Raw genomic sequence first — 23,017 nt, forward strand, 5'->3', positions numbered from 1 at the left:
GTTCAGGCACTGAGCCGAGAACTGCTTTGCTTCGCTTTGTATGTACCGCCGCACTGGCTCAAACTGGTAGTGCCACGGCGCTTAATTTTGGCAACGGCCTTCTTGAGCCTGCTTATGCCGATCACATCGAGCGCGGCGTCGGGATTGCCTTCGCCACGCCGGGTAGCTTCGCGCCTGACACAACGTCCGAGACAACCCATCGAGGCCATAGAGCGCTGTCGCCGACCGCGCTATGAGCGGCCCACAGCCGACCATGGTGCTCGAAGGGCACGCCGAGCGAATGTCCAGTGCACCCACGCGATCGCTACCCGCATGCAGCAGGTACTGCGACTCCGGCAGGCTGTTCGCCGGCACCTTGAGCTTGGCTTCAATCACCCGGCGCCCCCACGAATCCGGCGCCGCGTCGCGTATACCACCGAAGCCCGTCAGCGCGTTCACGGGCAGCAGGCGCCGGCCCTTCACCGGCTCTCCGTGGATGCCGAGGCTCACGGGGTCAACTTCGATCGCATCCGGACGATCCAGATATCGGAGGCCGTAGGCAAAGCTCGAGGCCAGCAGCGCCGCGCCCTCCTCCGTCATGGTGAGTTGGCCACACGGCGCCCAGGCTTCGCCCAGGTAGGCGAAGATCATCAGCTGCTGGTCTTTTGCCATCGGAGTAAGTCGTCAGAAGTCGAGGCTCTGGAGCTCTGAGGCGGACAGATCCCGGACGCGCCGAGTTGCTTCACGCGACTGCAGCGCCTTGAGTGCGGGATCGGTCTCCGCCAGAAGGCTCGCGAAGGTTGCCCCTGGAGAGATAGCGTCCAGATAGCGGAGCATCTGGCCGAATGCGAGGCCTGGATCCCCCTTCTCGATTCGATAGGCCGTGTTGCGAGAAAGCCCCGCGCGTACGGCAGCATCGGCTTGCTTGATGTGGCGAGCCTGACGTAGCCGGGCCAGCAACCTGCCGACTTCGGCGGCTTGCTGAGCGAGCGGTGGAGAGAGGACAGAGGACTGGGAAACTTTCATGTTCGAAAAATCGCTCGCAAAAGATGTATTGCTCGATTTCACGAACATTATAGACGAGCAGCTCATAGCTATCGATATGCTCGTAAAATCGAGCAGTCGCTGATTTATGCTCGATTTTAGAGACCTGGCCGGTAAAAGCCTCTGCAGGGCGGTAAAGCTCACGCTTCCAGCCAATTTGGCATCACAAACACAAAAAGCGTCGAGTCCAACACGACCTCCACGAAGGCACGTGTCGTCACTTCGGCAATAAAGACTGCACCTCGGGAGGCGGCGAAAGCGTCAGGGCGCCGTACCTGTCCTGCAGCCCCACGTCTTCGCGCATGCATCGGTCAGCCGCTGGCCCGGATCTGCCGAAGGCCGGCACCATCCTTGCGGACAGAAGAGATTACCGTCGCTCAGTCGGCGTTCTCATTGTCAGAGCTTTGCGAATTAGCACGATGTCCTTGACCTCAAAGTGAGAGGGTTCTGCTAGACAAAGATCTTCATATTCCCGCATCGTCTTCGTGTCGATCCCATTCGACTTGCGAAGACCGGAAGCAGCGCTGTGGATTGCCTCGAAGGCGTCGCTCTTGAATCGTTTAGCAGACACGGCAAATCTCCAGTAATTGTCCCGGTCCTTCTTGGCGAACAAGAACGTGAATATCCCTCGGAGCTCAGAGGCGCGGCACCCAGCCCGCCGACTGCGGTCCGCTATCCATCCAGCCCCTATTCATGGTGGGGTTCCCATGCTGCCTCGTCGCCGCGCTTGGCCGCATGGGCAGCGGCCTGCTCGAGCCAAGGGCCATGCACCTTCGGAACGACCAACATCGTCAAACCCAAACCGTCCAGCACACGCAGGACCTGCTCAAGATTGACGCCCTTGCCGTTCTCGAGCTTGGACAGCATGCCCACAGACACACCGCAACCCCTTGCTGCCTGGTCAATGGGCATTCCTTCCCCTGCTCGGGTGGCGCGAATGCGGTCACCCAGTTGCAGAATGGTACGAATGGTTGCGCGCGAGGGCGGTGTCGGATCCGGGAGTGGTCGTGGCATGAGGCACGTTCCGTGCGGAAGGGAAGCCCGCATGAAGGCGGGCCTCTGGTTTCTTTCACTATGGTGAAATTATACTTGGAGCCGGATGACGGTCGCATGCGAACACGATCCGCCTGGTCGAGAACGCTGCGGGGCTGGCGCCTCTCTACTGGCAGGGCTAAGCTGTCGGCTCCCATCGGCGGCTCCCCCCAGAAGCATCGTAATGCGAAGACAGTGCACAAGGCATGTACAACACCGCTGACAGGCACACCCCGGACGACTGGTCGATCCGATAATTCGGTCGGCCCAGACCCAAACGGAGATTCGCCCGGTCCCACCTAGACTGGCTGGCCTGCAGCTTGATGCCGCAGCTGCTTACCTTGACATGCGGCTTCAGCGCTGGCGGCAACCGTGTGATTGGGACGAGCGCCTTTGACTGCTGCCGACATGCTCGCACCACACCTGACGCCCGGCGGACACCTGCTTGCACACCAAGCAAGACAAGCTGCCAGCACACGCTTGAAGAACCGTTTCGCAGCGCCTTGTTCCGGGCGCTTCTGCAGCAAGATGTCGAGTTCGGCGCCATGCTGATGGACGAACAGCAATTCTTCGATATCGCGCAGGCTCAGTTGAAAGCGAAAGTACCAGCGTACCGCTTGGCTGATGACCGCCGCCGGGAACCGATGGCCGTGATAGTTCTTACGCTATGCACTGGTCAACGTGACAAAGCCGGTGGCGCGGTATTGCGGAAGCGGTGTAGCGCGCAGCGCTCGAGTGGCCAGGACAGCCTGGGCGACGGGCCGAGCTGATAGCCGCTATTTGCTACTTCAAAAGTGTCTTGGCGATGCGCATCTGCTCGTTCTCGAAAGCAGGCGCAAAGTCTTCCAGGTCATGGCCTGACATGCCAACCGCTGCCGATATTGCTACGGTTGCCCAACTGCCAATGGCGGTACAAATTTCGCCCAGCACGCGCTGGACCGCTGCGGCATCCAGTCGAAAATAGCCCGCCACGCTGACCACCGCCTCAATGGAATCGACAGGGCCATAGGCCTCATCGAGCCACAGCTTCAGTTCCTGGTCCTTGTCCGGGAACGGATTGATATCGAAGGCGGGTGCCAGGCGCCACTGGCCGTGCGCGACATGCAGGAAGCCATGGTTCTGCACGTGGTCGTCGACGTTCGTGATGAGCAGATTGAAGGCGAGCCGGCGCCACAGCTCTTCGAGGTCCTGGCCCGGGTTAACGCTGTTAGCGATGATGGTGTCCGCAATCTGCGTGTAGGCGTGGTCCTCCTGCCTGGAAGCCTGCATCATCGAGCCCGCAGACAGGTAGGGAATCCGACCGCCGCCTTCGACCCGGTCGAACCGGCGAATGAGCGCGACAGGAGTGTCCTCAGACATCACGATGCGCGAGTCGGCGACGGAGATGCCGGCTGCTGCTGCCAGGTGCAGCGCGAGGACTTCCCCACGGGTCACACTGCGGTCATCCTTCACGCTGGGGAACTTGCCGATGGCCAGGTGCCCGTCTTCGTCGACGACCGTGCATTTCGGTCGCATGCCACCGACCGAGGTGCCGCGGCCGCGAAGGTATCGCAGGTCGGCCTCGGTTTCCTTGTTCATCTCCACCGCGCGCGACGCAGCCATCAGATGCGCGAGCTCGAGCAAGGGCGGTGTGCCGCGCGCGCCGTCTTCGATGACGCGGAGGAAAGCCTGGGTGTCCGGGTCCAGGAGCCGGATAGCGCCGATTCGACTCATATCATCGACGCCGAGCAGGTAGTCCATCTCGCTGAGCTCAGCATTCGGCACGGGCTTGCCGTCCTGCTGCGCGGCTTTACGACGCTTGGCATGGTCGCGCGCGATGACCCGGCAGCCCCAGCCGTCCGGCTCGGTGTCCGCGAATGCGAAGTGGAAGATGGAGTCCTCTTTGGAGGGCGCCTTGCGAAACTGATTTCCGTCTACGAGGGAGAGGTCCGGGGAGATAGCAAACTTCGCCGCGTTGGACAGCCAGGTGGCAGCGTAGGCGAACGTCGAATGTTCGCGCCGTCCGTCCTTGGTGTAGGCGAGCTCGCCGAGGGGTATGGCACCCTGGCCTAGTGCGACACCCACTTTCTTCTGAGTCAGAGCCATGGGTCAGAGGGCTCCCGAAGGGGGTTTGCGGTTTTTCCCGCGCACGCGCTGCGGCAGCTGCTCGTTCATGAGTGTCAGCCCAATGTCGTCGGAGGCCGTGTCGAGCATGCCGGTGATTTTGTTCAGCTCACCCAGGACGAAGAAGGCCTGCGCAATGGTGCCGATGGGGATGCGAGGGTCGCCTTTCTCCAGCCTGCGCAGCGTGGCCACGGATGTCTGGATGCGTTCAGCCATGGACTCCTGCGTCAGCATCCGCCGGCGGCGGGCCAGCGACAGGTCGTGACCGAGCTTCACCAGCGCACGAGTCACCGGTGTCGGCAGGGTGACGTCCTTTTTAGCACTCATGTATGAGCGCTTATTAATGTTAGAGTGTTCCATGTGAGCGATTACGGCTTTGGATGCTCGAGCCTCTATTATTGAGCCCGAAAGAGCATGCGTCAACCGCCGAGGCACGATACCGCTCACAGGTAAGCGATTAAGTTGTTTTTTCGCCCGCATATGAGCGATAAGAGGATTGTGGCGCATACGCCGTGTTGAAAGCCGGCAGTTCCGCCTGCGCGCTGGACTTCAGTCGGCCGGCGTCAGTGATTCGCCACCATTGGTGGAGGAAACCAAGGGTGGCATCGGTACACAGCGATCCCAACTCAGCGCATTCCTGGACGGCCTCGGGTCGCCTTTCATCGAACCGTTCGGCGAGTACCCCAATGACACGCCGCTCTATCGCCGCTATGGCTGCGTCGAAATGGGGGCCATCACCAGCCTCGCCTATCGCGCCACCCCCTGCCGCCCTGCCTTGAAGGCGCGCGTGCTCGCTCTCTTCGCGGGTCCGAGCGGCCCGACGGCCGATGTGGAGGTTGAGGAGATTGTTCGTGCCCGCGCGAAGATTTCTGCGCGATGGGTCAGCGTGAACGATCAACACCCGCTGACCCAGGTGGTTGCATGACCGACTTCGACCGAACGCTGCAGCAAGAGGCGAAGACTCTGTTCCAGCCATTCCACGGCACGCCGGGAGCGCTGCTCGCGCTGACCCATGCCGGCTTCCGTGCTTGGGCCAAGGCAGGCAATCTGAACTTCCCGGACGAGATGCGCTACGCCCTCCTCCAAGAAATCCTGCGCTTCTGCGCCGCGGAGTGCCTGCTTGCTTGTTGCTTCTCGCAAGAGCGCCGCTTGCGCGAGATCACGGAGATTCTCGACGGGCGCTACCCGCGCTATGCACGCACGCGTGCTCGCCTGACGGCGCGGCGCAACCTCCATGGGCGGCCTCGCTTCTGACCCCTCTTCTGCAAGCCTATCCGCCTCTGCGAGGCGGCAGGCTGTTGGGGGAAAGCCAAATTCAGTATATAACAATGGCATGACTGGAATGGTTACCCTCTGGCTCTCAAATGCCACCCTTGCCTACCGCGACTGGCAGGCCCGCGAGGCGGCCGGCGCTGACCAGCGGCCCTTCTCCGTGCGTTCCATCGTGCAGCACCAGGCGATGTTCGAGCACTTCCGGCGCCATCTGTTGGCCAGGGGCACATCGGTCATTGCCTTTGGCGCCGACGACATCGAGGCGTTTTGGCGCACTCCCGAGGCGAGCACCTACTCCCAGGCCACCCGCATGCGGTACGTGAAGCTACTGGATCGGCTGTGCCGGCACCTGGTCTTCGCCGGCGTGCGCGAGCACAACCCCGCTGCGAGCCTGCTAACGTCGGAGCGCTGGCCAGACGAGGAGCCCACGCCGCAATACCTGGATGCGGCCTCCGACCAGCGGCTACAGGTCTACCTCGGATCGCCAGTCGATGACCTGGCCAGCCTGCGCAGCCGTGCCATCGTGGCCACCTTTCTCGGGACAGGCATCACCGCGGCCGAGGCTCGTTCGGCCCGCATGGGCGATCTCCACCCCGACGCAGCACCGCCCTACCTTCTCGTCCGAGCACATAAACCGCGAGACGCGCGCACCGTGCATCTTTCTGACTTTGCCGTGCCACTCCTGCATGATTGGCTGACGTGCCGAAAGACACTGCCGATCGAGGGCGATCGACTCTTTACCCTGCGCCCCAACGGCCAACCGATCACCGACATGAGCTTCGGCCGCATCGTGTCCGAGATCCTCGACGCCATCGGTGCCACAGACGTCGAGATGAGCCCGCGCACGCTGCGCAATACGCTCTGCAGGCGCCAGCTGCTGGCTGGCCGCTCGCGCGACGAAGTCAGCAAGATGCTCGGTCTTGTCAGCAATCGCACCTGTGACCGCATCGCAGCCACAATTCCGCAGAACGAAGCGTTGCGGCCGCGCAGCAACGGGTGAAAAGCAAGTGTTTACGGGCCTTGCAGAGATGGCCGCATTTGCTATGCTTCGGCGGTGCGCTGCACGCTAAATCCGGCCTGCAGGCGTGCACTTTCAACCAGACACGACTATGGCCACGAAAGCAAAACCTGTAGCAAAGACTGCAACGAAGACCGCTGCGAAGAAGGCAGCCCCGGCAAAGAAGGCCGCTCCGGCCAAGAAAGCTGCCGCCGCTGCCCCCGTCGCCAAGCCCCTGAAGGACACCTTCAACAAGTCCACCCTGCTGGCACACCTGGTCGAGCAGACTGAACTGGACAAAAAGACGGTGCAAACGGTGCTCACCCATCTTGAGAACACCATGGTGAGCGCGATTCACAAGAAGGGCGCCGGCGAGTTCACCCTCCCAGGTCTGTTCAAGGTTCAGGCCATCCAGGTCCCGGCCACCAAGAAGCGCTTTGGCAAGAACCCGTTCACCGGTCAGGAGCAATGGTTTGCGGCAAAGCCGGCCAGCGTCAAGGTGAAGGGGCGTGTGATGAAGAAGCTGAAGGACGCTGCACTGTAATCGCCGAAAGCGCAAACGGAAAAGGCCCGACATCGCAAGATGTCGGGCCTTTTTGCATCAAGTTACAGCGAATGCTGCTGCGTTACTACCTGCCGCCACGCAGCCAGTCCAACAGGCGACAGGTGCTCATGCGGGCACCGCTTGCGGAACCAGCTTGTGCAGTGCCTTCTGGTTGGTAGCAATGTAGGTGCGCATTCCGTCCAACTGCACGGCCAGCTGATGATCAAAGCACGCCGCATCGGGCGAGACTTCGACCCGCCGGGCCGACTCGAAAGCCGCCAACACCTTGGCGCGGTCCACGTCGGCGCCCATCCAGCCGAAGACTTTGAAGAACGTGTGCACCTTCTTGCCGCGCGGCAACAGCTTGGCCGCCTGCTCAGGAGAGATATAGGTAGTGGTCATGGTCGGGATGAAAGTAGGCCTGCCCCTTACGGGAACAGGCCTCAGTTTGAGAATAAAAGAGAGTTGGTTACGCGGCGGCTAGCGCTGCGACGTCGATGACGCCATCGGCTTCGTCGACCAGGTCAGGCGTGTGCGAGATAAAGAACTCTCGCTCATACCCGCCTTGGCGCAGCACCTCGCGCTTCATGCGCATGAACGCGCGCTTGCGCTCGGGATCCAACGGGCCGTCGGCTTCGTCGGTGAACAGTGTCTGGAAAGACTGCCCCGTGTCCTGCGCCCGGTAGAGTGCTATTCCACGGGTCAGGCACTCATTGATCCAGATTTTTTGCCCCCCGGACATCACGGCGAAATCTTTCCTGGAGTCGTTTTCCCCATCATTGACGGCGATCTCGAACCCCTCTCGCTTCTCGCCGTTTGCCAACGTCGTCTGCGTCTGGATCGCGATGGTGAATCGCGGTCCATAGCAGGCAAGCAGCAGCTCATTGACGATCCGCGTGAGCGCAGGCCCTGCGTCATCGATGGACAACGCGATGACGCCGTCGTTGCCCAACGCCTTGGCCAACAGCTTCCACTGCGCGATCTCGTCGGAGAGCCGGTCGGCCTTGCCCTGTACTGCAGGCAGGCCGGCCAGCACCGTCTCGACGCCCTCGCGCTCAGTCGCCAGGCTGGTTTGCTGGCGGATCAATACCTCGATCCGGGCATCCAGCGCCACCACCGCCTCGCGGCTTTGGCGGATGCGCAGGTCCAAGGTAGACAGCATGCCGGTCACGTCCTCGGTGGCCAGCCCCGACAGCTCCCGCTGCACGGCAGACAACTGCGCGTCCGTTTCCGCGACGTCCCGCGCATGACGCGCATTGCCGGCAGCCTCCTCCTCAGCCAGGGCGACGACATCACGCTCCGCCTGCGCGAGGCCTTCCTGCGCCACGTCCAGCATGGGCTTTCGGGCCGCGAGCGCCGTGAGGCGCTGCAACTCCTGCTGGTCACGCGTCAGCGCCGCCTGCAGGGCCGCCAGTGCCGCGCGTTGACCGGGCAGCACCGCCAGCGCATCCGCCATCGGCTTTATCGCCAGCTGCTTGGCCTGGTAGCTCGCGCGCAGATCCCGCACTGCGATAACCTGCTCGCCGAGCTTGCCTTTGGCCTCGCGCGCTTGCGCGAGCAAGGGGCAGGTGTTGTGCATGGGATCGGCCCGGCAAGGCACCGTGTCGATGACGTCGGCCTGGGCTTTGAGCGAGCCTGCAAACTGCGCCGCCGACTTGCCACGGGCTTCCAGCCCCTGCAACTCGGTGGAGAGCGCCGCATACTGGGCACGCTGCGCTTCCAACGCAGTCACGGCTTGCTGCAGCGTGGCAAACTCGCCCTGCCTCTGGCCAATGGCCATCTGCAAGGCGTCGCGCTGCTCGGCGGCTGCCAGAATCGCCGGCCCTTCGGCCAGGGTGATCCTGCGACTGGCCACCAGCTGCCCCAGCTCCCGGCGCCGTGTGGCGGTACGGGTAACGGCAGCACGCTGATCGGCCTCCAGTTGGCGTCGACGCGTCCCCAGTTCGGTCTCCCGTTGCCTGAGTTCACGCAGACGCGCCTCGGTCGCGGCGCTTGCACTTTGCTTCGCGGCCAGCGTCGCGCGCTCCTGGAGGAGCTTCGCGCCGTTGGCCGCTTCCGCATCGCGATCTCGCCGCGCGGCGGCCAGCGCCTGGTCAGTCAGACCGATTTCTCGGTTCAACTGCCCGGCCCGTTCACGCTGAGCGGACAAGCCAATTAGGTCGCGCTGCAGGGTATCCAGATGCCGGCCCAGCCCCTTGGCCACCTCACCGGCCTTGGCCGACAGCTCGCGCAGGTGGTCGATACCGAGCAGTTCGGCAAGTAGCCGCTTGATTTCGCCGGCCTGGTAGCTGGCAATGGGGCGGCGGTTCTGCGCGGAAAACACGCTGGTAAAGAACGCTTCCGGCGACCCCAGCACCGCCTCGATGCAGCGGTTGTACGTATCAGCCTTGCCGTCCGACAACGTGCCGTCCGGCAATTGCACTGGCACCCAGTCGCCCGCGGCTCCCTTCTCGAACAGGTAGTACTCGGCCTTGCGGCTCTTGCCCGGATTGCGGAATGCGAACGCCGAACGGTACCGCTTGCCGGCGTGCTCCCATTCCAGATCCTTTTCGCCACGGGTGCCACAGAGATGATCCCAGTAGGAGAACGCATCCGCGGACATTTTCGAGGCATGGCTCGGCATGATCGGATACGGGTGCAGGTTGTCCATCAGCGTGGTCTTGCCCGCGCCGTTGGGGCCAACTAGTGCAACCAGGCCGGGCGGCAGGTGCGTCAGGTCCAGCGTCACGCTGTCACGGCGCATGCCATCGCGCACGCCATGAAAGCCCGAAAGGGTCAGTTTCAGTGGGCGCATTCGACCACCTCCGCACCAGTCATGGAAGTCAGGTAGTCGGCGGGCAGCGCCATCACATTGCCCAGATACATGGGCATGTCCGGTACCGCCACCGGCGCGTCCTGCTCAGGCAACCCGCTCAGCGCACGCTCCATGGAGCGCACGGCAGCCGCAAATTGCTGGCGGGCCAGCGCGATCACGTCCGGCCATGCCGTGCAGCCGCACAGTGCCTTGAGTTCCAGCGCGCTCCACTGGCTGGCATAGCCGTGGGAGAACGACCAGATCAGGTTCTGCAATTCCAGCGACGGCGTCACTTCGTACCAGTGCTTGTCGTCGGTGGCATGCACTGCCAGGACCAGCAAATGGTCGCGCCGCGCAATCGCCGCGCCGCGCCCCGCCCCAAACGGCTGGAACAAGGTGCTGCGGGTGAAGCCGTGCGTATCCGTCAGGCGAGCAGCCAGGTCGGACGCGGGGATGGTGGTTTCAAAGGTTTGGGCCCAATCCGGGCCAGCAGGGTAAAGCATCATGGTGCACTCCAGGGAGGACGGAGTGCATTCCCGGACGGGAAGCACCCGTCTGGGGTCAATGGGATGAAACAACGGTCGATGCGTCCTGGGGACGCGGGGTAAAACGATGTTTCGACAGCCCCGGAGGGCTCTCGGAACATGGCTTTCGGCCAGATTCAAAGGTTAGGCGGCAACTTCCGCAAACAAGTCTTCGGAGAGCCAGTCCATCGGCGTGGGCGGTGCACTGGGTTTCAGCATGACGGGTGGGGTTGGTGCCGGCATGACTGCCACAACCGGTTCCACGGGCTTCTGCGGCCCGGCTGCAACCTCAACCCGTGGGGGCTCGCCTACGCTTTCCAGCTGCTGCAGCACGAGGTCCGCGATGGCCTGCGGCTCCGCCTGATCGAGCATCGCCAGGCGATCCAGCAACGGATTGGGGTCGACTTTCGTCAACTCGCCCCAGCGCGTGATCTTCTCCGACAGGCTGGCGGCACGGCTGATACCCTCGGCGCGGCTGCGCACGGCGGGCAACACCCTCCCCTCCAGCTTGACCTCGGCAGCCCCGGCAAACAGGGTGCCAATGGCGTCGCGATCGATCACTTGGCGGTGCTCTTCGTCCACGACCCAGCGGATGCGCACGAACTTGTCGGCCGCCTCAGCGGCGACGCGAGTGAGCTTCGCCATGTCGGGCGGCCCGTCGAAGTCGATGCACAGCGTTTCGCGTGCCGGCGTCACGACCGGTGTTGTCTCTGCCTGCCCTGGCGCGACGCGCCATTGCAGATAGGTCTTGTCACCGATCTCGCCGTAGTGGAAACGCCCGATCGAGCCCGGATAGGCCACCAGCCGCCTCTCGCGATCCCATTGCTGGGCGCGGTGGATATGGCCAAGCATGAAGCCGTCGCATTCGGCGTCGAATAGCGCTCCAATGGTGAATTCATGATCGAATCCGGCCATCGGCACGCCATGCTCCGTCTGGCAACCGTTGACAGTACCGTGTGAGATACCCATCGTGCGGATGCCGCGCGCGCGCAACGAGCGGTTGACGGAGCCCGCCGCGTGCAGATAGGCGGCCAGATGGTCCCCTACCGCAGTCGCCGCATCGGATGTCCCGACGGCGGCGGCGAGCATCGCCTTGTTCACGGTCGGCACGCAGGTGAAGACCACCTCCGGCATGCCGTCGTCCAGCAGCGCCTCGATCTCGACGGGGGTGAAGAGCGCACCTGCCGAGGCGGTGAAGCTGCCTTCGTGCAGGGCGACCTGGTGGATGCGGTCGGCGATATAGACCGGATACCGGCTGCCAACGAGGCGAAACAGGTCCAGCGTGCCGGGCGGCTCGTGCGAGAACGTGCCCTGCAGCATCACCACCGGCATGTGATCGGAGAGCTGACGGATACGCTCGGCCAGCACGCGCAGCGCTGGCGTGTGGGCGTCCAGTCGATGGTCAGTCGAATCGCCGGAGACGACGCAAACCCGGCTGCCCGCGGCGATTGCGTGTTCGACGGCAAAGCCGAAGCAGCAGTCCGCCTCGGCCAGATGCCCGGTCGAGTAATGCAGATCAGAAAAATGAGCCAACAGCAGGCTCTCACTGGGATTGAGCATGATGTGATTTTCCAAAAGGGAAATGCGCCGAGACGGCGCACAAGGGAAAGCGTGGCCCGCGTGGGCCACAGGTGAACAGGGTTGAGATAGAAGAAGAGCGACGGGGTGAATGGCACGCGATGTGCCGTTCAACTTGCAGCGCCGTCAGACCGGCAGGGTTGCTTCGCGCACTTGGGCGCGCACCTGCTCACGGAAGGCCAACGGGTTGGCCAGCGCGGTTTGCATCTCGCTGATCATGCTGTCAACATCATTGGGCCGCTTGGTCCAGCCCGGGCCATATGAGAGGCGGGCGAAGGTGAGCAAATCCACCCGCTCCTGCCCGTTCGACATGCCCAGGCGAGCGGCAAGGTCGGCGAGTTTGCTTTCGCGGTCCTCCGGATCCTCCGAGTACGCCATTGGCATAGGAATTGGCGTCGCGTCGGGCTCGTCAATCACCGGCATCGACATTGTCGCGCCAGCATCGGACGAGGTCCCTTCCAGCAGCGAGACCGCCTGGCCAGCGGCTTCCAGTGCCGGGGCCATCTGGTCGGCGCCATCCAGCAGCGCGCCCAAGTCGATCTCGGCATCCAGCATCGTGAGCATCTGTTCCTGCCGCATGGGCAGGCCGTCCTCTCCGATGCGCGTGATCTCGACCGCCTTCTTGGATATCCAGAAATGCAGGCCCGCCAAGCGACCACCGCGCGCCAACGCCACCGTCTGCATCGCGGCATGGGCCTTCTGCAACACATAGATGGAGTTGGTCGGCAGCTCGATCAGGCCGAGGCCCTTGATCTCCGGAATCGCGAAGACGAAATTCGCGCTCAGATTGCACTTGCGCTCCTGATACTGCGGGCAGTGATGCGGATCGCAGACGCCATCGGGAATGGCGTCGTCTTGGCGCAGGATGATGGTGCGGCCGCCAAACAGGCGTTTGGCGCGCTGGGCGCGCTGATCGACTTCCGGCGCCGCGTACATCTTGCAGTACCGCTTGCCGTCGGCGCCGTACTCCGAGAAATACTGCAGGCCCCGTGCACCCCACACCTTCAACTGGTTGGGCAGATTTGCCAGCCAGTCGTCGAAGGCGAAGACCACCGGAAAGCGCCACAGCTTCAGGCCATCGCCGCGATCCTCGCCATACTTCTGGAGGATTTCGTCGACGGTGGCCGGGTTGGTGAAGTCCGAAGCCCGGCAGGTGAACCAGCCGGTGTTCTTGGGCACCAGCGCGTTGCGCAGCTTGGTCTTGCGCTCGATCTCGTTGCCGATCGCCTCGAAAGACTCGCCGAGGGCGAGCATGGCGTCGTGGATCTTGACCGCCTCCGGGTTGGCCTTGGCGGCCTTGGTGAGAACCTTGATACCCGGGCGGATCCTGCCAATGATGGGCGGCCGCGCGGGCCGTTCTTCTATGAGACTGCGGGGATGCCCGAAGTCGGTGTAGCCAATGGTTCGTTGCATAGTGCGCTTCTCCTGCGTTCAAGGACTTGAACGACGGCGACGCGGATGGACGCAGCATGCTCCCGAAGACGCAGGGCTGTGTCGGCCCCGCGCTGGGTCGTTACTTGGGAAAGGAACGCCGCTCGGGCGGGCTCCGCTAGACCGGCCACATGGGCGGCCTCACACAAACTGAGCCACGCACTGGGCTGGCCGACATAGTCGGACCGCCGGCGGGCGAGCATGGCCGCAATCGCGGCACGAATTTCGGAATTCTGGTCGATGGCAGACAGCATGCTCGGCTCCTGTGTCGTGGGTTCCTACAAACAAAAAAAGCCCGCTCCGGCAATGCGGAAGCGAGCTTGTTCGCAGGAAAACCCGTTGCCACGCCCCTTCCGGGGGCGTGGCAAACAGGGAGCTGTGCGCCAATGCGCATGCTCTACGTGAGGACGTAAAGTCGTCCTCGTGCAGCAGGGTCACGCTGCACTTCAACCCATTTAGAACACGTGGTTCGCCGCAGGTTCACGGATCAGCCGACGACGGCCGTTCTGCCCAGGAGGGGCCAAGAGAGAGACGCCACATGGTCCCGAGCTCGAACGGTGTCCACAGCGCATGCAGGAAGCAGCACTGATGCAGGACGCGTATTACGGATGATAGATGGGGAGCAGACGGCGAAGTTGCTCATCACAATGGAATGTCCACACCGGTAGCCAACCGGTCGGCGCATGCTCGAGGGCACGACTTGAGAAATGCAGTGGACTCGCGGTGGAGTCAGGTCGATGCGTCGGAGACGCGAGGTGTGATTGGATTATGCATCGACGCCACAATTTGCATACCCCGAAAAGCTTGCGAATTTCGTATAGCTTTTACGGCAAGCGTCCATGCGGTCCTGGCTGACAATTTGCGGCGAGAGAGTAAACGCCGAAATGGATATGGCCACGCCTGACTATGATGGGAGCGTCCCGGGTCCGGACGAGAACAGCAACGACAACAGCAACGATGACGCAGCCCGCCGCAAAGCCGCCGGCTTGCGCCCTATCCTGCGCCTTGGCAGCGATGGCCGCCTCGCGAAGATCGTGCCTGAGACGGACTCCCGCGCCGTCGTCATCTACTGTTCCACCTTCGTTCGGGATTTTGTCGCGCGGGACTTCAATTTTTGCGCGGCCAAGTTCACCGTCGCGCGTGGCGGCAAGCTCCGCGCGCTGGATTCGGTGTTTCGCGAGGCGGAAGATGGCTTCGCCAAGGCCCTGGGTTGGCTGGAACACCGGCCCAGCCTCGATCTCCCGCTGGTAACCGACCGACAGGACATTGAGATCAAGCACCCCCTCGCAGGTCGATTGGTGCGACTGCTGAACCAGCACGACCGGATATTCACGTCTTCGCTGTTCGCCATGGCGGCGCGCTCGATCTCGCCAGCCGACCGAAGCAACGCGATCGAGCATGCTTCGCGCCGCCTATCGCTGATCCACGCGATCTGCATGCCGGACAACGACCAGTTCGCTGAAGACGGCTCTCGCCTGAACGCGCCCGGCCGATAGGCCGCATCCCATTACGCTCTGAAGGACGACAACTATGGATTTGCTAGAGATCCAACAGCTGCACGCGCAGTACATCCGCAAGCCACTGACGATTGATATGCCGGCCAGCGCGGGCCTTGGCGTTCCGCTGTCTCTGCCATCGCCGAGCGAGGCGGCCACGGCTACTCGCACGCAATGGAAGGCGCTCGCAGGCAGAGGCCGCAGCCTTCTGCTGGTGTTTGGGGGACTTGGCGTGGCGGCAGCCATTGGCATGAGCGCCGCATCCTGGATGTCTCGCGGCGCGACGACGAATGACCAACGGGACTCCTCGGTAGCCACCGGCGGTCAGACGGCCGCTGACACACCGACATTGGCCGCTACGCCAGATGCGGCCACTCCAGTCACGCAATCACAGGCCCCGTCCGGTGCAAATCTGACTGCGGATCTCCCGACTCCGGCCACGCCGAGATTGGCCCAGTGGCCGGATGAGCCACGCTCGGTTCAGCCGCAACCGGCCTCCGCGTCGCCGGCCACGGCGCAACCGCCCGCTCGCCGCCCGGCGGCCGTGACGACGCCCCCAGTCAGTGTCAAGGCGACATCCGGCGCTCCGGATCGAAGCCCCGCGCAGAAGCCGGCAGCCCAGCACGCTGGCGACATCAAGCTCTTCTGAAAGGAGTCACATGGAACAGCCGATCTCAATCAGCGTGCTCAACTATGGCATCTGCATCCATGGGGACGTCGTCGCGGACCACGGCATTTCCTGCGGCGGCTTGATCGAAGGAAATATGACCGTGACCCGCGGGCTCCTACATGTGGCCGCCGGCGCCGTCGTGCGTGGACGGGCGGAAGGCGAGCATGTGCTCGTCGAAGGGACCGTGGAGGGCGGAGTCGCCGCCCGTGAATCGCTCGTGATCAACGGGCGGGTGAAGGGCGACATTGCCTACGCGGGGTCGATCCGCCTGGGCCTGAACGCGGTTCTGGAGGGTAAGGTCACCCGTGCCGCACTGCCGGAGCCAGCAGCACTGTCGTCCGAGCCTGGTGTCCCCACCTCGCCCGCCCAGCCTGAAGACAGACTGGAAACTGCCTGACGGGATCTCGCCGGATGGCTGTCAGTCCAACCGGTTGGACGGCCATTCCGGAAAACACGGCAGAATAGTGTTAGCTTTCCCCGGCAAGTCCCATTGCCGAATGGCCGTTGTTCCCTGTTTGGCGCTCTCGCCTTCGATGTTCTACCAACCGGACCGACGCTCAATGCGGGTGTCTTCGGGAGCCCAGATCTGTCGGCCGCTCTGCTCTGACAGGCCTATCAGGACGATCCTCCGCAAGTCTGTCTGGCTGAGTAGTCCAATCGGGCAGATCCAGGGCCCACGTTTCCTTGTTCGCGAAGCCATGGCTATGAATAACTGGCGATCATGAATCAGACACTCAAATGCGCGGGCTCCGCGAGGCCGATGACTGATTTCATAACGCCAACCATGAGTCAGCGTAAAGCGAAGGTCTTCGCTTTCGAACACCAGTGAGCGCGGCATCGGGTTAGGTACGCCCCAACCGGACAGCTGCTCCAACCACTCGTCATATGAAAGCGCGGTCTGACGAGCCTTGAAGGCCTGACACCATTGCTCGTATAGCGCCGTTGCGCGATAACGCGATATTGCCCCCCATTTTTGTATCTCATTGCTGTTCTGTATCAACTGCTAACCCCTGTTGCTCTGAATTCATCGCGCTCTTTGTCGCTTGTTACTCCCCTGCGGAAGCGCTATTTGTTAGTGGGCACTTCCGGTCTACTGTCTATTTCGGCTGATTTGCGTGCAGTCTTGAGCACATTTATGACGGGCACCGGGAAAATACCCCGGGACATTGGCTGGGTGATAAGAGGATTCGCGAGGCCACTGCCACCAGGCCTGCCCCTCCCCCGCTCGCAAAAACCCTGCAGGGCCCGCGGCCTCGTACAGCGTGGCGAAACGCGAGACCGACGTGCGCTGTCTGCTGTGTTCAAGCGGGTTCCTACCGCGGGACGGCCGGATTGCCATGGGAAGGTGTTGCCGGTGGACACCATGCTTAAATTCCATCATAATGACCATATCAATCAATATGATCATGGGGGCATGATGATTACCGAAGTCAGTGCCGTGAACTTTCGGCAAAACCTAGGCGAAATGCTCAACCAGGTGCAGTATCGCCACGACAGCATCGTCATCAACAAAGATGGAAAGCCAGTCGCGGCCCTAGTCGATGCTGAACTGTTCGCCCGCATCCGGCGTATGCAGGAGCGTTTCGACGCCCTGAACAATCGCATCACCGAAGCCTATGCCGGCGTGCCGGCCGAGGAAGGTCTAGCCGAGATCGACGCCGCGGTGACGGCGGTGCGGAAACAGCGCTGATGCCTGGATTGCGCGTTGTGCTCGATACCAATGTCCTCGTATCGGGTCTGGCCTATCCGGGCAGTGTGCCGGGACGCATCGTCGCCGCTTGGCGGCAAGGCGGTCTGGACGTGGTGCTATCGCGTTACATCCTGGATGAGATGATTCGGGTGCTACCACGCTTGCCCAGAGTCCAGATGACCGCGACGGAAATACGCGACCTGGCTGACAGCCTCATGTTCTTGGCTGAGATAGTCGAGCCGAGCGGCACGCCAGACGAGGCGCTGCGCGACCCTGCCGATCAGCCTATATTGTTGACGCTGCTGGCGGCAAAGGCCCAGTACCTGGTCACGGGCGACAAGGACCTGTTGGCGCTGGCGGATCGCTATCCCATCGTGACGCCCACGGATTTCTGGGCACGCCATGGAATTTGATTACTTGCACGGCAATACTCATCTTGCTTGGAAAAACAATCGGCGTGGCATCGGGTTAGGTACGCCCCAACCGGACAGCATCGCCGTTCTGTATCAACTGCTAACCCCTGTTTCTCTGAATTCGTCGCGCTCTCCGTCGCTTGTTGCTCCCTGCCGAGGCGCCATTGTTAGCGGACACTCCCGGTCTACTGTCTATTTCGGTTGATTGACGCGCAATCTTGTCTATGAATAGGTTCCGGCAATAAAAAACCCGGAGCAAGCCCCGGGGTTGGTTCAAACGATGACCTCCACCGCCTCGCCAAACGGCGGCGGGGCAATCCGATCGAGCGGCTTAGTTGAGGCCCACAACGTGGGATACGCCGGTGGGGCAGCCGGGAATTTCCCGTCCATATCGGTCAGGTAGACAAGGAAGGCGGGGTGAACCCCCTGCTCCTCCAGCCAGGCAAACGGCGCCACGAAGCTCGTGCCACCGCCGCCCCGCACAGAGCCCAGCTCAATAGCCTGACCATGTTCGAAGCACTGCGCCTGCGCCACGCGTGTGTCGCAGTCCAGCACGAAGAGGCGCCGCGGCTGAAGCGTGGTGAAGACCGCTTCGATCTCCGCCCCGAACTGTCGCTGCGTCTCGTCGAACACCGATCCGCTGGAGTCGCGCACAAACACCGCGTCGCCCACGGACTGGTCATGCAGCGCCGGCAGGTACAGCCCCATGTGGGTGTACCGCCGGTTCGGCAAGGCCCAGCTGTAGTCATTCCGGATCTGCTCGCACGCGAAGCGGTGCAGCAAGGCGCGCCAGTCCACGGACGGCCGCGTGGCGGAATCCACCATCGCGCTCAGGTTACCCGGAAGCTTCCCGCGCATGGCGGCCGCCTTCGCTGCCTGCATGGTGGCCACCTTCCACTCGTTGGCCAGCGTCTGTTGCTGGTCCTGCGGCTGCTGGCGCACCTCGCCTGGTGTGTAGTCCGGGGAGGCCTGCGGCGCGCCGTTACCGGCGTGGTTGCGCTGTCCCCCCTTGTCATCAGCCTTGGCAGACGGATCCTTCCCGCTGGCCTGGCCGTCGCCAGCCTGTTGCTGTGGCGACTGCTGCGACTGAGCTTGTGGCTCCTGCTTCTGCTTGTCCGCCGCCTCCTGGCGCAACATGGCATAGATCTCCTCGGCGGACTTGCCGAGGAAGCGACCGTCAATCAGCGCCCCGGCTGGCAACTGCAAGCCGGCATTGAGCACCAACGGATTGATCGCATAGTCACAAGCCCTGTTCCAGCGGTCCGGGTCACGGACGCCTCGGCGCCAGCAATGCCCGTTGGCCGGATGCAGGACTTCATGGGCCAGACAGCCGCGCAGTTCAAGATCGCTCAGGGTGGTGGCGAACGCCGGGTTGTAACCCAGCGACACGCCGTCCACCCAGAATGTCTTGCACGACGGATCCTCGACCAGCTGCAACCGCATCAGCAACGCCCCGAAGAACGGCTGCGACAGAATGAGCTGGGAACGCTGCTTCGAGATTCGATCGCGCATGACGCCCTCACGCGGTGAGCAGGTCGAACATCGGCGAGGCCGGCACTACCGCCACCGGCGAAGGAGGCGGCCCACCCATGAAGGCGGCCATCTGCGCTTCGATCTCCATCGCCTTCTCGGCCACCTGCTTTCGCAGGTCGCTCGAATTGCGCAGGTCCAGCCCACTGTAGGCGGCCAGATGCTGTCGCGTCTCGTCCAGGATGCGCGTGAGCGCCGGATCCCCGGAGAAGTTCAACTTGGGCAGCAACGCGCTCAGCTCACGCACCTTGTCGGCCACGTCCAGTCGCACGTTCGTCGCCCCGTACAGGCGGTTGGCGAAGTGCTGCACAGCCTCGAAAAGCCGACCGACCAGGTCGTCGTTCGCGGTTTTCACCGCACCGAGCACGCGCGAGTCGATATCGGCCTTGAGCCCGTCCAGCACGTTGGCCGGCAGCGCAATATCAAACTGGCTCGCGTCGGGGAACGGCAGTACCGCGAGACGCATGCCGAACTTCTTAGCCAGCTCCGCCTGGGTCGGATAGTCCGCCTCATCGAAGAGACCATTCAGCGCGTCCCTTGCCTCCTCCTTCAGGCGCGGGTAGTCGGCAATAAACACGGCCGTCGCCGCGTTGAACTCGTCCTGGAACTGACGCTGGCGGTCGGCGACCTCCATGTAAATGTCGGTCGGCAACAGGCGCACGCCCAGCTGGTCGTAGTCCAGGCTGTGCGCATCGAAGTAGGCGCGAGCACGGTTGGCGATCGCGCACACCTCCTTGTAGGACGTGGCTCCTTCGGTCAGCAGCTTCTTGTTGAAACGGCCGATGTCTTTCGTGTCATGGTTGGCTTCGACTTCCTCGGTGGCCCGGGTGTCGAACTTGCGTGCGCGCCACACCGAAGTGTTGAAGGTGGCGAGCATTACGCGCTTGGTAAGGTCTTGTATGTTCATGATGAGTCCTGAAAATGGGATGGATGAGGCAGAGAAAAGACACGACGAACCAGGTGGCTCGCCGTCACGGGATGAAGAGAAAAGAGATTGGATCAGTTGCCGAGCAGCAGCTCACCGAGCTTGCCACCCTGCGCGTTGATCCAGGCAGGGGTTGAGCAGATACGCGTGTCGCGGCGCGCGGCGTCGGTGGCGAGCATCACAGCAAACTCGCCGAGATGGGCATCGAACAGGCGATTGGCATACACCATCACCCGATCGAAGTTGTTCTCATTGGAGACCGCGGCCAGCGCCGAGCTGATGGCGTACTGCGAGGCCACGTTGTCCGGGATCCGGGCGGATTCCGGCGCAGCCAGGACCGAGTCCACGCTGGGTAGCTCACGATAGATCTGGCGGAACGACTGGAACTCGAGCGCTGCGCCCTCGCCCACCGCGCCGGCGGAAGCAATGATCTCCATGCCTTTCGGCACCACCGGCATCTGCCGCGCCACGTGCCCCCAGCCGCGCGGCGAGGGCAGGTTCTCCGTCTCCTTGCTGCGCTCCGACGAAATCAGCAAGTCAGGGCGGAAGCGCAGAAAGGCGATCAGCTCGGGCGGCACGCTCTTCGCGACCGCCCAACGCGTCCAATGCTCGATGCTTGCCTCCAGCTCCACGATGGTGCTGAAGCGGGACTTCAACGGATCAAGGATATTGGACACCGCTGCATTGTCGATACGCCGGTTGGTCGCAGCGACGAAGGTGACGTGGTCAGGCAGGACATGCTCACCGATGCGGCGTGCGAGCAGCAGCTGCATCTTGGCGGCCTGGACGGCCGGCGAGGCCTGCCCGAGGTCGTCGATGAACCAGACCAGCGGGCGCTTGCTGTTGAGCGCCGTGGCCAGATCCCCGAACGGCAGGAAGCGGGCACCGGCTCCATCAGCCGCCGGGAATGGCAGACCCTTGGAGTCGGTCGGATCCTCCACCACGGGGTGCGAGATCAGCAGGTCGTAGCCGGCAGCCTGCGCGGCTTCGGCAACGATATCGCTCTTGCCGATGCCAGGGGCCCCGGTGATGAGGACTGGCAGGCATGCGGGGATGAAGGCCGCGAGCAGGGATTGCAGTTGAAACGGATTCACTTTCATGGGATTTCCTGAATCGGAGTCCCACAAAGTCACCGGCCCCACAGGGACGGTGTCCCTGTGGGAAGTTCATGAGTGCGCCAGCGGTGCTGGCAGGGGTCGATGCGTCCAAGGACGCGGGTAAAACGCTGTTTGGACTGATCCTTACCAGTGCGAACAATGCTCTATCGGAAAGCCTACAGGCAATGCCGTGCCTACTGCACGCCGAAACACGACGAATTCGGTGTCTCTTTCGGGGGAGAAGACGTCCCCCGGCGCGGCCGGGGGAATGCATGAATGGGTCAGGCAGCCATGGCCAGCGCCGGACGCGCCGTGGCCAGTCGCGACCGTGCATAAGCCAGCGTCCCATCTTTGACCTGCAAGCGCCGGATGGTGCGCGTAGCGGGCTGCTCGATGTAGTAGACCCGCGCGCTGCCACGTGGGAAATGACGGATCTGGCTGAAGCCCTCACGGATGCACAGATCGACGTACTCGCGACCATTCATGAACTGGCCATCGAGCTTCCAGCGCGACGCTTCGGCACGCCTGCACGCCCCCTCTGCATCTGCTGCCTGCAGGCGTTCCGATCGCGCAGCCAGCGCCTGCGCCTCCCATTGCTGCTGCTCGGATTCGGAGAAGCCGCACATCTCGAAGATGCGACGGCGCCGCGTGGCGGCCGGCACGCCGGTCAGCACCACGCCGCACTCCTCGCGCAGGGCACGCTTGGACGACGTGTTGCGGTCGTTCGGCGTGTCGAGCGTTTGCAGCAGCGTCGCGATGTCGCGTTGCAGGACAGCCAGCGCGAATCGGTTGGGCCAGCTGAAGCTGCCGTGATCGCGTTCGACGGCGGCCATGGCGAGTTCGCCTTGATACCGGCGCTCGCTCAAATTGCCCTTGGCCCGCTCAGCGTGTACCCGCTCCGTGCGTTCCGCATAGCGCTTTGCACCAATCAGGGCGTGCAGGCGAGCGGACAGCGGCGACACCGGATTGGCGTAATCCCCGGTCGGCGCCTTCCCCAACGGCGCGGACAGCGGCGGAATTACCTGAGCGGCAAACAGTGCATCCTCGACGTCGACATAGCTGCAGTCGTCTCGCAAAGGCTTCACCAGTGCGATGAGGCGGGCGGCATTGCGCGCCGTGATCGCCAGCTTGTCGTGACGCATCACCGAGCACAGCGCCCGCAGCTTGTTTGCCGACAGGGCACCACGCAGCGCGGGCACCGCAATCAATGTTGGCAGCCAGTGCAGGTCATGGCGGCCCGCGTCAGAGACGTCCCCTCCGCCGCGATAGGCGTTCAGGATGCAGTCGCGCACGGGTTCGCCGCGCTGCAAGGCGTAGGCGACGTGCACCTCGTGGCGACAGTTGATGCCAGCACCCGGCGAGTACTCCGGACCGTTGGTCCCGTAGCCGAAGCGCCGATCGAACTCGGTACACACGAACGTATAGGCGTCGAAGGGCTCGGCCACGTCAAATAGATCGAGGTTTTCAGAGCCGGGGTTCGCAACCTGGTCGGGGTCGACCGCCTCGTTGGTGAAGACGGCCAGTCGGCCAGCGGCAGCGACTGCTTGCCACGACGTGCGGCTCATCTCATGCGGGTGCAGCACCTTGCCGCCCGGACGGATGACGAAGCGCTCCACCTCATCCAGGATGGACGTGAGGACCGCCTTGGTGTCGCCGGCGGGCCGCACCGCGAACTGGCCCGACGGCAGCTGCACAACGGGAATCGAGCCACGCTCGACATGGCGCACGCCAATGTCTTCGGCACGCAGGCCCCGCTTCGGGCCGGGTTCGAGGTTCAGGAACGCCAGCACGCCGGCAAGCGTCGTGCGGGTTTCGACCCGTTCCGGGCCAGTGGTAATAACGTACATGGAATGCTCCGGGAGCGAACGGAGCACACCCATCGGGGCGTTGCCCCGTCT

The 23,017-nt window shown here is 63.1% G+C and carries 24 protein-coding genes; 9 read left to right on the forward strand and 15 right to left on the reverse strand.

The window, feature by feature from the left end:
- Positions 1 to 81: 81 nt before the first annotated feature.
- The 3 genes from RS901_RS36975 to RS901_RS36985 form a co-directional block, all read right to left on the reverse strand.
- The gene (locus RS901_RS36975) at positions 82 to 651 is read right to left on the reverse strand and encodes a hypothetical protein (protein ID WP_316157796.1); all 570 of its coding nucleotides are present in this window, start codon (positions 649 to 651) and stop codon (positions 82 to 84) included.
- A gap of 12 nt (positions 652 to 663) precedes the next feature.
- A complete protein-coding gene (locus RS901_RS36980; protein WP_316157797.1) occupies positions 664 to 1,053 on the reverse strand; it encodes a helix-turn-helix transcriptional regulator in 390 nt (129 codons plus the stop codon).
- 657 nt (positions 1,054 to 1,710) lie between these two features.
- On the reverse strand, positions 1,711 to 2,070 hold the full coding sequence (locus tag RS901_RS36985; RefSeq protein WP_316157798.1) for a helix-turn-helix domain-containing protein: 360 nt from the start codon (positions 2,068 to 2,070) through the stop codon (positions 1,711 to 1,713).
- A gap of 530 nt (positions 2,071 to 2,600) precedes the next feature.
- On the opposite strand from RS901_RS36985, the gene RS901_RS36990 reads away from it, so the two are divergent.
- Entirely contained in the window at positions 2,601 to 2,825 is a 225-nt protein-coding gene (locus RS901_RS36990; protein WP_316157799.1) for a hypothetical protein, read from the forward strand.
- A gap of 13 nt (positions 2,826 to 2,838) precedes the next feature.
- Here the strand turns inward: RS901_RS36990 and RS901_RS36995 are convergent, their stop codons facing one another.
- Both RS901_RS36995 and RS901_RS37000 read right to left on the reverse strand, forming a co-directional pair.
- Entirely contained in the window at positions 2,839 to 4,140 is a 1,302-nt protein-coding gene (locus RS901_RS36995; RefSeq protein ID WP_316157800.1) for a type II toxin-antitoxin system HipA family toxin, read from the reverse strand.
- 3 nt (positions 4,141 to 4,143) lie between these two features.
- Positions 4,144 to 4,485, reverse strand: coding sequence for a helix-turn-helix transcriptional regulator (locus tag RS901_RS37000; RefSeq protein WP_316157801.1), 342 nt, complete (start codon positions 4,483 to 4,485; stop codon positions 4,144 to 4,146).
- A 169-nt stretch (positions 4,486 to 4,654) separates the two neighbouring features.
- On the opposite strand from RS901_RS37000, the gene RS901_RS37005 reads away from it, so the two are divergent.
- The 4 genes from RS901_RS37005 (at position 4,655) to RS901_RS37020 (ending at position 6,971) form a co-directional block, all read left to right on the forward strand.
- Positions 4,655 to 5,083 carry a hypothetical protein gene (locus tag RS901_RS37005; RefSeq protein WP_316157802.1) on the forward strand — a complete coding sequence of 143 codons (429 nt, stop codon included), beginning with the start codon at positions 4,655 to 4,657 and terminating at the stop codon, positions 5,081 to 5,083.
- Positions 5,080 to 5,412, forward strand: coding sequence for a hypothetical protein (locus RS901_RS37010; RefSeq protein ID WP_316157803.1), 333 nt, complete (start codon positions 5,080 to 5,082; stop codon positions 5,410 to 5,412). Before RS901_RS37005 ends, RS901_RS37010 begins: the two co-directional genes overlap by 4 nt.
- An 88-nt stretch (positions 5,413 to 5,500) precedes the next feature.
- Positions 5,501 to 6,430 carry a site-specific integrase gene (locus tag RS901_RS37015; RefSeq protein ID WP_316157804.1) on the forward strand — a complete coding sequence of 310 codons (930 nt, stop codon included), beginning with the start codon at positions 5,501 to 5,503 and terminating at the stop codon, positions 6,428 to 6,430.
- 109 nt (positions 6,431 to 6,539) lie between these two features.
- Entirely contained in the window at positions 6,540 to 6,971 is a 432-nt protein-coding gene (locus RS901_RS37020) for an HU family DNA-binding protein (RefSeq protein ID WP_316157805.1), read from the forward strand.
- Positions 6,972 to 7,097: 126 nt separating this feature from the next.
- Here RS901_RS37020 and RS901_RS37025 read toward each other — a convergent pair whose 3' ends face one another.
- The 6 genes from RS901_RS37025 to RS901_RS39060 form a co-directional block, all read right to left on the reverse strand.
- Complete coding sequence (locus RS901_RS37025) at positions 7,098 to 7,373, reverse strand: hypothetical protein (RefSeq protein WP_316157806.1); 276 nt, start codon at positions 7,371 to 7,373, stop codon at positions 7,098 to 7,100.
- Positions 7,374 to 7,440: 67 nt separating this feature from the next.
- Positions 7,441 to 9,765 (reverse strand): SMC family ATPase, encoded by a 2,325-nt coding sequence (locus RS901_RS37030; RefSeq protein WP_316157807.1) that lies wholly within the window; start codon positions 9,763 to 9,765, stop codon positions 7,441 to 7,443.
- Positions 9,753 to 10,271 carry a hypothetical protein gene (locus RS901_RS37035; RefSeq protein ID WP_316157808.1) on the reverse strand — a complete coding sequence of 173 codons (519 nt, stop codon included), beginning with the start codon at positions 10,269 to 10,271 and terminating at the stop codon, positions 9,753 to 9,755. The genes RS901_RS37030 and RS901_RS37035 overlap by 13 nt, the downstream gene beginning before the upstream one ends.
- A 162-nt stretch (positions 10,272 to 10,433) precedes the next feature.
- Complete coding sequence (locus RS901_RS37040; RefSeq protein ID WP_316157809.1) at positions 10,434 to 11,849, reverse strand: metallophosphatase family protein; 1,416 nt, start codon at positions 11,847 to 11,849, stop codon at positions 10,434 to 10,436.
- Between the two features lie 144 nt (positions 11,850 to 11,993).
- Entirely contained in the window at positions 11,994 to 13,280 is a 1,287-nt protein-coding gene (locus RS901_RS37045; RefSeq protein ID WP_316157810.1) for a hypothetical protein, read from the reverse strand.
- Positions 13,229 to 13,552 (reverse strand): DUF7696 family protein, encoded by a 324-nt coding sequence (locus RS901_RS39060; protein WP_425476465.1) that lies wholly within the window; start codon positions 13,550 to 13,552, stop codon positions 13,229 to 13,231. The genes RS901_RS37045 and RS901_RS39060 overlap by 52 nt, the downstream gene beginning before the upstream one ends.
- Before the next feature lie 636 nt (positions 13,553 to 14,188).
- Here RS901_RS39060 and RS901_RS37050 point away from each other — a divergent pair.
- From RS901_RS37050 to RS901_RS37065, 4 genes are all read left to right on the forward strand, one after another.
- Positions 14,189 to 14,794, forward strand: a complete 606-nt coding sequence (locus tag RS901_RS37050; RefSeq protein ID WP_316157811.1) for a hypothetical protein — start codon at positions 14,189 to 14,191, stop codon at positions 14,792 to 14,794.
- A 659-nt stretch (positions 14,795 to 15,453) separates the two neighbouring features.
- Positions 15,454 to 15,861: a polymer-forming cytoskeletal protein gene (locus RS901_RS37055; RefSeq protein WP_316157812.1), complete on the forward strand. Its 408-nt coding sequence runs from the start codon at positions 15,454 to 15,456 to the stop codon at positions 15,859 to 15,861.
- Positions 15,862 to 16,881: 1,020 nt separating this feature from the next.
- Positions 16,882 to 17,154: a type II toxin-antitoxin system Phd/YefM family antitoxin gene (locus tag RS901_RS37060; protein WP_316157850.1), complete on the forward strand. Its 273-nt coding sequence runs from the start codon at positions 16,882 to 16,884 to the stop codon at positions 17,152 to 17,154.
- Positions 17,154 to 17,567 carry a putative toxin-antitoxin system toxin component, PIN family gene (locus tag RS901_RS37065; protein WP_316157813.1) on the forward strand — a complete coding sequence of 138 codons (414 nt, stop codon included), beginning with the start codon at positions 17,154 to 17,156 and terminating at the stop codon, positions 17,565 to 17,567. The genes RS901_RS37060 and RS901_RS37065 overlap by 1 nt, the downstream gene beginning before the upstream one ends.
- A gap of 273 nt (positions 17,568 to 17,840) precedes the next feature.
- On the opposite strand, the gene RS901_RS37070 is transcribed toward RS901_RS37065, so the two are convergent.
- The 4 genes from RS901_RS37070 to RS901_RS37085 all read right to left on the reverse strand — a co-directional run bounded on the left by RS901_RS37070 (position 17,841) and on the right by RS901_RS37085 (position 22,966).
- Complete coding sequence (locus tag RS901_RS37070) at positions 17,841 to 19,079, reverse strand: vWA domain-containing protein (protein WP_316157814.1); 1,239 nt, start codon at positions 19,077 to 19,079, stop codon at positions 17,841 to 17,843.
- Positions 19,080 to 19,086: 7 nt separating this feature from the next.
- Entirely contained in the window at positions 19,087 to 20,004 is a 918-nt protein-coding gene (locus RS901_RS37075; RefSeq protein WP_316157815.1) for a hypothetical protein, read from the reverse strand.
- A 92-nt stretch (positions 20,005 to 20,096) separates the two neighbouring features.
- On the reverse strand, positions 20,097 to 21,122 hold the full coding sequence (locus RS901_RS37080; protein WP_316157816.1) for an ATP-binding protein: 1,026 nt from the start codon (positions 21,120 to 21,122) through the stop codon (positions 20,097 to 20,099).
- Positions 21,123 to 21,400: 278 nt separating this feature from the next.
- Positions 21,401 to 22,966, reverse strand: coding sequence for a hypothetical protein (locus RS901_RS37085; protein WP_316157817.1), 1,566 nt, complete (start codon positions 22,964 to 22,966; stop codon positions 21,401 to 21,403).
- Positions 22,967 to 23,017: the final 51 nt, after the last annotated feature.

The organism is Cupriavidus sp. BIC8F (assembly GCF_032465815.1).
Classification (GTDB): Bacteria; Pseudomonadota; Gammaproteobacteria; order Burkholderiales; family Burkholderiaceae; genus Cupriavidus; species Cupriavidus necator.

Coding starts and splice junctions, on each gene's coding strand:
- RS901_RS37035 (WP_316157808.1), bottom strand. CDS start 10,271: ATGATGCTTTACCCTGCTGGCCCGGATTGGGCCCAAACCTTTGAAACC.
- RS901_RS37010 (WP_316157803.1), top strand. CDS start 5,080: ATGACCGACTTCGACCGAACGCTGCAGCAAGAGGCGAAGACTCTGTTC.
- RS901_RS37060 (WP_316157850.1), top strand. CDS start 16,882: ATGATTACCGAAGTCAGTGCCGTGAACTTTCGGCAAAACCTAGGCGAA.
- RS901_RS37080 (WP_316157816.1), bottom strand. CDS start 21,122: ATGAAAGTGAATCCGTTTCAACTGCAATCCCTGCTCGCGGCCTTCATC.
- RS901_RS37055 (WP_316157812.1), top strand. CDS start 15,454: ATGGAACAGCCGATCTCAATCAGCGTGCTCAACTATGGCATCTGCATC.
- RS901_RS37025 (WP_316157806.1), bottom strand. CDS start 7,373: ATGACCACTACCTATATCTCTCCTGAGCAGGCGGCCAAGCTGTTGCCG.
- RS901_RS36980 (WP_316157797.1), bottom strand. CDS start 1,053: ATGTTCGTGAAATCGAGCAATACATCTTTTGCGAGCGATTTTTCGAAC.
- RS901_RS36985 (WP_316157798.1), bottom strand. CDS start 2,070: ATGCGGGCTTCCCTTCCGCACGGAACGTGCCTCATGCCACGACCACTC.
- RS901_RS37040 (WP_316157809.1), bottom strand. CDS start 11,849: ATGCTCAATCCCAGTGAGAGCCTGCTGTTGGCTCATTTTTCTGATCTG.
- RS901_RS37020 (WP_316157805.1), top strand. CDS start 6,540: ATGGCCACGAAAGCAAAACCTGTAGCAAAGACTGCAACGAAGACCGCT.
- RS901_RS37075 (WP_316157815.1), bottom strand. CDS start 20,004: ATGAACATACAAGACCTTACCAAGCGCGTAATGCTCGCCACCTTCAAC.
- RS901_RS37000 (WP_316157801.1), bottom strand. CDS start 4,485: ATGAGTGCTAAAAAGGACGTCACCCTGCCGACACCGGTGACTCGTGCG.
- RS901_RS37065 (WP_316157813.1), top strand. CDS start 17,154: ATGCCTGGATTGCGCGTTGTGCTCGATACCAATGTCCTCGTATCGGGT.
- RS901_RS37070 (WP_316157814.1), bottom strand. CDS start 19,079: ATGCGCGATCGAATCTCGAAGCAGCGTTCCCAGCTCATTCTGTCGCAG.
- RS901_RS37085 (WP_316157817.1), bottom strand. CDS start 22,966: ATGTACGTTATTACCACTGGCCCGGAACGGGTCGAAACCCGCACGACG.
- RS901_RS37030 (WP_316157807.1), bottom strand. CDS start 9,765: ATGCGCCCACTGAAACTGACCCTTTCGGGCTTTCATGGCGTGCGCGAT.
- RS901_RS39060 (WP_425476465.1), bottom strand. CDS start 13,552: ATGCTGTCTGCCATCGACCAGAATTCCGAAATTCGTGCCGCGATTGCG.
- RS901_RS37045 (WP_316157810.1), bottom strand. CDS start 13,280: ATGCAACGAACCATTGGCTACACCGACTTCGGGCATCCCCGCAGTCTC.
- RS901_RS36990 (WP_316157799.1), top strand. CDS start 2,601: ATGCTGATGGACGAACAGCAATTCTTCGATATCGCGCAGGCTCAGTTG.
- RS901_RS36975 (WP_316157796.1), bottom strand. CDS start 651: ATGGCAAAAGACCAGCAGCTGATGATCTTCGCCTACCTGGGCGAAGCC.
- RS901_RS36995 (WP_316157800.1), bottom strand. CDS start 4,140: ATGGCTCTGACTCAGAAGAAAGTGGGTGTCGCACTAGGCCAGGGTGCC.
- RS901_RS37015 (WP_316157804.1), top strand. CDS start 5,501: ATGGTTACCCTCTGGCTCTCAAATGCCACCCTTGCCTACCGCGACTGG.
- RS901_RS37050 (WP_316157811.1), top strand. CDS start 14,189: ATGGCCACGCCTGACTATGATGGGAGCGTCCCGGGTCCGGACGAGAAC.